Consider the following 6,696-nt stretch of genomic DNA (forward strand, 5'->3'; position numbering starts at 1 on the left):
GAGGAGATTGGGTACGACGTGGCCGTCGGGGGGCGAGCGTAACCGGCGGTGCAGAGTGCAGCGGAGCGGGCCCCTGGGGCGGGGCGCCGGGCTCCTGACCGGCTCTCGTGAACGGTATCACAAACTATTTGATGAGGTCTTTACCAAGTTGGTGTGCCAGCCGTCACACTTGAGAGTGCATCGCATCATCCGTGCACTGACCGGGAGTTCACGCGCGCGGATCGTGCCGACGGCCCTGCCCGGTCCGTCGACGGCCCAGTGCCGTAGCCCCGTTCGGCCCCGGCTCGCTCACCCGGGTGGCGGCGGCCACCGGCTCCCGCTCGGCGTCGTCCAGCACCCCGGGGCCGCCAGGGCCCTCGTCTCCGTCACGGCCGCTTCCGGCGTCCGGCTCCCCCGGCTCGTCCCGGGCCTCCGGCCCGTCCTCGTCCTCCGCACGGCCGCGGCGGTAGCGGGGCGGCACCAGGCGTTCGGCCCAGGCCGGGACGCGCGGTGTGAAGCGCGGCAGCAGCAGCACGACCAAACCGACGGCGGACAGCGCGACGACGGTGAGCACGATCACCAGGCTGCGGGACCTGACCGAGAACGCCACGGCGCCGAACGCGATCAGCCCGGACCAGAAGTACATGGTGAGCACGGCCCGGCTGTGCGAGTGGCCGATCTCCAGCAGCCGGTGGTGCAGGTGACCGCGGTCGGCGGCGAAGGGTGACTGGCCCCGCCAGGTGCGGCGGACGATGGCGAGCGCCAGGTCGGCGACGGGCACCGCGAGGATGGTCAGCGGCAGCAGCAGCGGCATGTAGACGGGCACCGTGGCCTTCACCGCCGACTTCTCCGAGCCCTCGAACAGCCGCAGCGCGTCCGGGTCGACCTGGCCGGTGATGGACACCGCGCCCGCGGCGAGCACGAGCCCGATGAGCATCGAGCCGGAGTCGCCCATGAAGATCCGGGCGGGGTGCATGTTGTGCGGCAGGAACCCCAGGCACATGCCCATGAGTACGGCCGCGAAGAGCGTGGCCGGGGCCGCGGCCTCGATGCCGTAGCTGTACCAGATGCGGTACGCGTACAGGAAGAACGCGAGGGCGGCGATGCACACCATGCCGGAGGCCAGGCCGTCCAGCCCGTCCACGAAGTTGACGGCGTTGATCGTGATGACGACGAGGGCGACCGTCAGCAGCGTGCCCTGGAGCGGGGTGACGCCGACCATGCCGACGGTCGGGATCGGCAGCCACAGGATGGTGAGGCCCTGCCACACCATCACGCCGGCGGCGATCATCTGGCCGCCCAGCTTGACCAGCGCGTCCACGCCCCACTTGTCGTCGAGCACCCCGAGCAGCCAGATGATCCCGGCACCGGCCAGCAGGGCCCGGGGCTCGTCGGACAGGGTGAAGACGTCACCGGTGTTGCTGAGCTGCGAGGCCACCAGGAGCCCGGCGCACAGGCCGCCGAACATGGCGATGCCGCCGAGCCGCGGAGTGGGCTCGCGATGCACGTCCCGGGCCCGGATCTCCGGCATCGCCCCGGCGGCGATGGCGAACTTCCGCACCGGTCCGGTCAGCAGGTAGGTGACCGCGGCCGTGACGCACAACGTCAGCAGATACTCCCGCACGGGCTCCCCAGAGAATCTCGGGCATCTCGGCCCACAGGTTAGGACACGGCGACGCCGCTGGATGGTTCCGACCGGACCGCTCCCCGCCTAGGCGGGGGCGGGTACCCCTGTCAGCGCCGTGACGACGGGGTCGAGGGCGAGGCTGATCTCCTCCCCCACGCTGCGGAAGTAGGTGATCGGAGCACCATAGGGATCGTAGACCTCGTCCGCCTCGGCGCTGGGTGCCTGCAGCCAGCCGCGCAGCGCCGCCGCGGCCTGCACCAGCGCGCGGGCGCGCTCGGCGACCCCGCCCGGCGAGGCGGCGTCCGGCAGGCTCGTCGCGTCGATCGCCCGCACCAGACGGGTGAACTCCTTGAGCGTGAACGTGCGCAACCCCGCGGAGTGGCCCATGGAGATCACCTGTGCCCGGTGGTCCCGGGTGGCGGTCAGCACGAGGTCGGCCCGGATGACGTGCTCGTCCAGCAACTCGCGCCCGGTGAAGCCGGCCGGGTCGGCGCCGTAGTCGGCCAGGACCGTCGCGGCGTGCTCCTCCATCGGGGCGCCCTCGTGCCCCCAGGTGCCGGCGCTCTCGACGAGCAGGCCGCCGACCCGCTCGCCGTCGAGCCGCAGTGCGAGGGCATGGCGGGTCAGCCGCTCGGTGATGGGCGAGCGGCACACGTTGCCGGTGGAGACGTGGAGGATCCTGAAGGGCCGTCCCACGGACGGAACCTCCGGGGACGAAGTCGGTATTCCACGCCCTTCAGGCGCGGTCAACTGCCCTCCTTCAGGTCCGGCGCCACCGTGCGCAGCTCTTCCACGCCGATGGCCCCGGCCCGCAGCAGGACCGGCACCTTCCCGGTGACGTCCACGATCGAGGACGGCACGTTGTCGGGGGTGGGGCCGCCGTCCAGGTAGACGGCCACCGCGTCGCCCAGCATCTCCTGCGCGCTGTCGCAGTCCTGCGGGGCCGGGTGACCGGTCAGGTTGGCCGAGGAGACGGCCATGGGCCCGACCTCGGTCAGCAGCTCGATGGCCACGGGGTGCAGCGGCATGCGGACGGCGACGGTGCCGCCGGTCTCGCCCAGGTCCCAGGTCAGCGAGGGCTGATGGCGGGCGACGAGGGTGAGCGCGCCCGGCCAGAACGCGTCCACGAGCTCCCAGGCCTGCTCGGAGAAGTCGGTGACGAGGCCGTGCAGCGTGTTCGGCGAGCCGACGAGCACCGGGGTCGGCATGCCGCGGCCGCGGCCCTTGGCCTCCAGCAGATCGGCGACGGCCTCCGGGGTGAAGGCGTCCGCGCCGATCCCGTACACCGTGTCGGTGGGCAGCACGACCAGCTCACCGCGGCGGATCGCGGAGGCGGCCTCCCGCAGCCCGGTCTTCCGGTCGGTTGCTTCGGTGCAGTCGTAGCGCCGTGCCATTACGGCACCTCCCTGCGGGCTGTGGCGAATCGGGGTCTGTTGTTGAGGTCGGGGTGGTCGGCGGCGTCGGCCCAGCCGCGGTCCTCGGCGAAGATCCACGGCACCTGGCCGCCCTGGGTGTCGGCGTGCTCGACGACGACGAGCCCGCCCGGCCGCAGCAGCCGGTGGGCCGTGCGCTCCAGCCCGCGGATCAGGTCCAGCCCGTCCTCGCCGGAGAACAGCGCGAGCTGGGGGTCGTGGTCCCGGGCCTCGGGCGCGACGTACTCCCACTCGGTGAGGGGGATGTAGGGCGGGTTGGAGATGACGAGGTCCACCTGGCCGTCCAGCTCGGGCAGCGCCGTCAGGGCGTCGCCGTGGTGGAGCCGCACCCGGGAACCCTCGGTGTTCCGGCGGGCCCAGTACAGGGCGTCCTCGTCCAGCTCGACGGCGTGCACGCGTGAACGCGGCACCTCCTGGGCCAGGGCCAGCGCGATGGCCCCGGAGCCGGTGCACAGGTCGACGACCACCGGCTCGGCGACGTCCATCGCGCGGACCGCGTCTATCGCCCAGCCGACCACCGACTCCGTCTCCGGGCGCGGCACGAACACCCCGCGTCCCACCTGGAGTTCGAGGTAGCGGAAGAAGGCCCGGCCGGTGATGTGCTGGAGGGGTTCACGCGCCTCGCGGCGGGCGACGGCCTCCCAGTAGCGGGCGTCGAAGTCGGCGTCGGCGACGCGGTGCAGCTCGCCCCGCTTGACGCCGTGCACGAACCCGGCCAGCTCCTCGGCGTCGAACCGCGGCGAGGGCACGCCGGCGTCGGCGAGCCGCTGCGTCGCCTGCGCCACCTCGGTGAGCAGCACACTGCGTGCCGACGGCTGCTGGGGGCCGCGCCCCCCGGGAGACTGCTGCATCTCGTGTACCTCACCCGTCCCCTGTGCGCTCAGCCCGCCGCGGCCAGCTTGGCGGCGGAGTCGGCGTCGACGCACGCCTGGATGACGGCGTCCAGCTCGCCGTCGAGGACCTGGTCCAGGTTGTACGCCTTGAAGCCGACGCGGTGATCGGAGATCCGGTTCTCCGGGAAGTTGTAGGTGCGCACACGTTCCGAGCGGTCCACGGTGCGGACCTGGCTGCGGCGGGCGTCGGACGCCTCGCGCTCGGCCTCCTCCTGGGCGGCGGCCAGCAGCCGGGCGCGCAGGATGCGCAGGGCCTGCTCCTTGTTCTGGAGCTGGCTCTTCTCGTTCTGGCAGGAGACCACGATGCCGGTGGGGAGGTGGGTGATACGGACGGCGGAGTCGGTCGTGTTGACGGACTGGCCACCGGGGCCGGAGGAGCGGTACACGTCCACGCGCAGGTCGTTCGCGTTGATCTCGACGTCGACCTCCTCGGCCTCCGGGAGGACGAGGACCCCGGCGGCCGAGGTGTGGATGCGGCCCTGGGACTCCGTGGCGGGTACGCGCTGCACCCGGTGGACGCCGCCCTCGTACTTCAGGCGGGCCCACACGCCCTGGCCGGGCTCGGCGCCCCCCTTGGCCTTGACCGCCACCTGGACGTCCTTGTAGCCGCCGAGGTCGGACTCGGTGGCCTCGATGATCTCCGTCTTCCAGCCCTGGCGCTCGGCGTAGCGCAGGTACATGCGCAGCAGGTCTCCGGCGAAGAGCGCGGACTCGTCGCCGCCCTCGCCCGCCTTGACCTCCAGGATGACGTCCTTGTCGTCGCTCGGATCGCGCGGGACGAGGAGCAGCCGCAGCCGGTCCGTCAGCTCCTCACGGCGCCCCTCCAGCTCCTTGACCTCGCCGGCGAACTCGGGGTCGTCGGCCGCCAGCTCCCGGGCGGTCTCGATGTCCTCGCCGGTGCTCTTCCAGCTCCGGTACGCGGCGACGATGGGCGTCAGCTCGGCGTAGCGCTTGCCCAGCCGGCGGGCACGCGGCTGGTCCGCGTGGACCGAGGGGTCGGCGAGCTGCTCCTCGAGCTGCGCGTGCTCACCGATCAGTTCCTCGACGGCCTCGAACATCGGGCTTCCTTAACTGGGCGAAGGGCTCACGGGGCGAAGGGGGCGGGCGGGCGACGACAAAGCGCCGGTCCCGGCACGCCGTCGGGCGGGCGCGGGAACCGGCGCTGAGGGTCGCTACTTGGCCCCGGCCTTCTTGCCGAACCGAGCCTCGAAGCGGGCCACGCGGCCACCGGTGTCGAGGATCTTCTGCTTGCCGGTGTAGAAGGGGTGGCACTCGGAGCACACGTCGGCACGGATGGTGCCTTCCTTGACGGTGCTGCGGGTGGTGAACGACGCGCCACAGGTGCAGCTCACCTGCGTCTCGACGTACTCCGGGTGGATGTCGCGCTTCACGGTCTTCTCCTATGGATCGGGAGGGCGCCGGGTCGCCGTCGCGGACGCGGGGCGTGAACCGGGGCCGACGGTCCAGTCTGCCATCACTGGCCGCACCGACAAAAACGAGGGCACCCCCTCGGTTATTCCGTCGTGCCCGGGTTCCTCCCCCCCAAAGTGCCCCGCGCGGTCAGGGTCGGGGACGGATGACGTCCCCGACCTCGATGCCCTCGGCCGCGGAGCCCTGGGTCGCCGACGCCGGAACGGGCTCGTCGGCGGCCAGGGCGCGCCAGAGCTCGGCCGACCGCTCGCTCAGCGGCACGAGCCGTCCCGGGGCCTCGGGGGCGGGGACGACGGGCAGCGTGAGGAGGTCCAGGTCCTCGGGGCCGACGGAGGCGAGGCCGCGGCCGAGCCGGGCCAGCTCGCGGGGCGAGTCGAGGCCGTCGTCGGTGGTCAGGGCCTCGTCGGCGGCGTCGGCGAGCCGGAGCGCGCGGGCCGGGTCCGCCAGCAGGTCCTCGGAGTGGAGCTGGGCGACGAGGGCCGTCAGGAAGGCCTGCTGGAGCTGGATGCGCCCCAGGTCGCTGCCGCCCGCCACGGAGCCCCGGGTGCGGACCAGGGCGAGCGCCTGCTCGCCCTCGAGGGTCTGCGGCCCGGCGGCCAGGTCGAGGTGGCTGTTGGGGTCGCTGACCGGGCGCTCGACGGTGACGTCGATGCCGCCGAGCGCGTCGACGAGCTCCGCGAAGCCGGAGAAGTCCACGGCGAGGAAGTGGTCGACGCGGAGGTCGGTCAGCTCCTCGACCGTGGCCACGGCACAGTCCGGTCCGCCCACCGCGTAGGCCGAGTTGATCATGACCCGGGAGGCGGCGGGCTCGGTACCGCCGTCGGGACGGTCGCACGCGGGTCGCTCCACCAGCGTGTCCCGGGGCAGGGAGACGACGGTGGCGCCGCGCTCCCCGGCGTGCAGGTGGACGAGCATCATGACGTCGGACCGCGCGCTCCCGGTGTCCCGCCCCCAGCGGGCGTTGTCTCCGGCGCGGGAGTCCGAGCCGAGGACGAGCACGTCCAGCGAGCCGTTCCGGGCGTCCGGGGGCCGCTCGTGGCCGGGAGCGTTCCCCAGACCCGAGCCGTCCTCGTCGTCGCCGCCGAAGAGCCGCACCGCGCCGATCACGGCGGCGACGGCGAGGGCGAGCACGAGGATGCCGCCGACGATGGCCGCCGCCCGTTCGGACCACAGCAGACCCCGCCCGTTCCTACCGCCTTCTCGTCCCATGTCCGTACCTCGGTTCCGGGATTTCCATGGTGGGCCCGCTCGCGGGCGGCGGCAACGCGCGCGGTCCGGACCCGCGCGCGGCGGGGGCGGCCGGGCACGGCCGGGCACGGCCGGGCACCGCCGG

At 73.1% G+C, this 6,696-nt stretch carries 7 protein-coding genes; all 7 read right to left on the reverse strand.

Features of this window, described 5'->3' with window-relative positions:
- Nucleotides 1–208 precede the first annotated feature (208 nt).
- The 7 genes from HPT28_RS22935 to HPT28_RS22965 all read right to left on the reverse strand — a co-directional run bounded on the left by HPT28_RS22935 (nucleotide 209) and on the right by HPT28_RS22965 (nucleotide 6,572).
- Nucleotides 209–1,603 carry an MraY family glycosyltransferase gene (locus HPT28_RS22935; protein ID WP_219093093.1) on the reverse strand — a complete coding sequence of 465 codons (1,395 nt, stop codon included), beginning with the start codon at nucleotides 1,601–1,603 and terminating at the stop codon, nucleotides 209–211.
- An 87-nt stretch (nucleotides 1,604–1,690) separates the two neighbouring features.
- Nucleotides 1,691–2,356, reverse strand: coding sequence for a protein-tyrosine-phosphatase (locus tag HPT28_RS22940; RefSeq protein ID WP_219093094.1), 666 nt, complete (start codon nucleotides 2,354–2,356; stop codon nucleotides 1,691–1,693).
- On the reverse strand, nucleotides 2,353–3,000 hold the full coding sequence (locus tag HPT28_RS22945) for an L-threonylcarbamoyladenylate synthase (RefSeq protein WP_219093095.1): 648 nt from the start codon (nucleotides 2,998–3,000) through the stop codon (nucleotides 2,353–2,355). Before HPT28_RS22945 ends, HPT28_RS22940 begins: the two co-directional genes overlap by 4 nt.
- Nucleotides 3,000–3,890: a peptide chain release factor N(5)-glutamine methyltransferase gene (gene prmC, locus HPT28_RS22950; protein ID WP_219093096.1), complete on the reverse strand. Its 891-nt coding sequence runs from the start codon at nucleotides 3,888–3,890 to the stop codon at nucleotides 3,000–3,002. The genes HPT28_RS22945 and prmC overlap by 1 nt, the downstream gene beginning before the upstream one ends.
- 29 nt (nucleotides 3,891–3,919) lie before the next feature.
- The gene (gene prfA / locus HPT28_RS22955; RefSeq protein ID WP_219093097.1) at nucleotides 3,920–4,990 is read right to left on the reverse strand and encodes a peptide chain release factor 1; all 1,071 of its coding nucleotides are present in this window, start codon (nucleotides 4,988–4,990) and stop codon (nucleotides 3,920–3,922) included.
- 114 nt (nucleotides 4,991–5,104) lie between these two features.
- Complete coding sequence (gene rpmE, locus HPT28_RS22960; RefSeq protein WP_219093098.1) at nucleotides 5,105–5,323, reverse strand: 50S ribosomal protein L31; 219 nt, start codon at nucleotides 5,321–5,323, stop codon at nucleotides 5,105–5,107.
- Between the two features lie 169 nt (nucleotides 5,324–5,492).
- Nucleotides 5,493–6,572, reverse strand: coding sequence for an LCP family protein (locus tag HPT28_RS22965; protein ID WP_219093099.1), 1,080 nt, complete (start codon nucleotides 6,570–6,572; stop codon nucleotides 5,493–5,495).
- Nucleotides 6,573–6,696: the final 124 nt, after the last annotated feature.

Origin of the sequence: Streptomyces sp. JJ38 (assembly GCF_019303475.1) — a bacterium.
Taxonomy (GTDB): Bacteria; Actinomycetota; Actinomycetes; order Streptomycetales; family Streptomycetaceae; genus Streptomyces.

Coding starts and splice junctions, on each gene's coding strand:
- HPT28_RS22945 (WP_219093095.1), bottom strand. CDS start 3,000: ATGGCACGGCGCTACGACTGCACCGAAGCAACCGACCGGAAGACCGGG.
- HPT28_RS22965 (WP_219093099.1), bottom strand. CDS start 6,572: ATGGGACGAGAAGGCGGTAGGAACGGGCGGGGTCTGCTGTGGTCCGAA.
- prfA (WP_219093097.1), bottom strand. CDS start 4,990: ATGTTCGAGGCCGTCGAGGAACTGATCGGTGAGCACGCGCAGCTCGAG.
- prmC (WP_219093096.1), bottom strand. CDS start 3,890: ATGCAGCAGTCTCCCGGGGGGCGCGGCCCCCAGCAGCCGTCGGCACGC.